A 678-nucleotide genomic window follows, 5' to 3' on the forward strand; every position below is an offset into this window, starting at 1 on the left:
TTAATGACCTTTACGAGAGCCTACGCGTCGTCTCTTCTGTATTGCTGAAAAAAGCAATCGCTACCGGTGACGAAAGCTGGGAGCTAGAAGTACTGACTTCGTACCACAAGCTATCTCGCATCAATAACATCGCTGAAGAGTTCAATGGTGCAGAATGGGAAGAGCGCCACCAGCAATTCCACGTAGCACTATTAGAAGGCGCAGATTCAAAGAACATGTTTGAGTTCTTTAGTGATCTCATCAACCAAGTGAAGCGCTACCGTTTCCTTGCACTTTCAGAAGGCCAAGATTCAGAAGCGCTGTTTAATATCGACGAGCACGAGATGATCATGAAGCTGGTATTGTCGAAGAATGCAGAGCAAGCGACTGAGTTGCTTGACCAACACTTGATGGGTTCAATGAAGCGTATCGAGCGTGTTATCGAAGCGGCTTAGACCTGTAATTTAGGATTAGCAGCAAATAAAAAACGGAGCCTAATGCTCCGTTTTTTCGATTTACCAGCCAAAGAACTCTTTATGATGAGTATTTAGTAGTAATACCATTGGCAAGAAATAAAGTGCACTGAGTTTAAAACCAAGGATCACCAATGTGCCTATGGTTAATCTCACTAAAAAATCGACAAACATACCACGCCTCTTTTAACCAGACAGTATGAATCCCTAACTCTCGCTCTTACTA

1 protein-coding gene is annotated in these 678 nt (G+C 42.9%); it reads left to right on the forward strand.

All coding sequences use genetic code 11. The annotated features are described in order from the left end of the window. Positions 1-434 (forward strand): FCD domain-containing protein (locus KIV40_RS28940; RefSeq protein WP_285352671.1); only part of this gene is annotated, 434 nt, incomplete at its 5' end. Positions 435-678 lie beyond the last annotated feature (244 nt).

The sequence above is a fragment of the Vibrio sp. D173a genome (assembly GCF_030248475.1).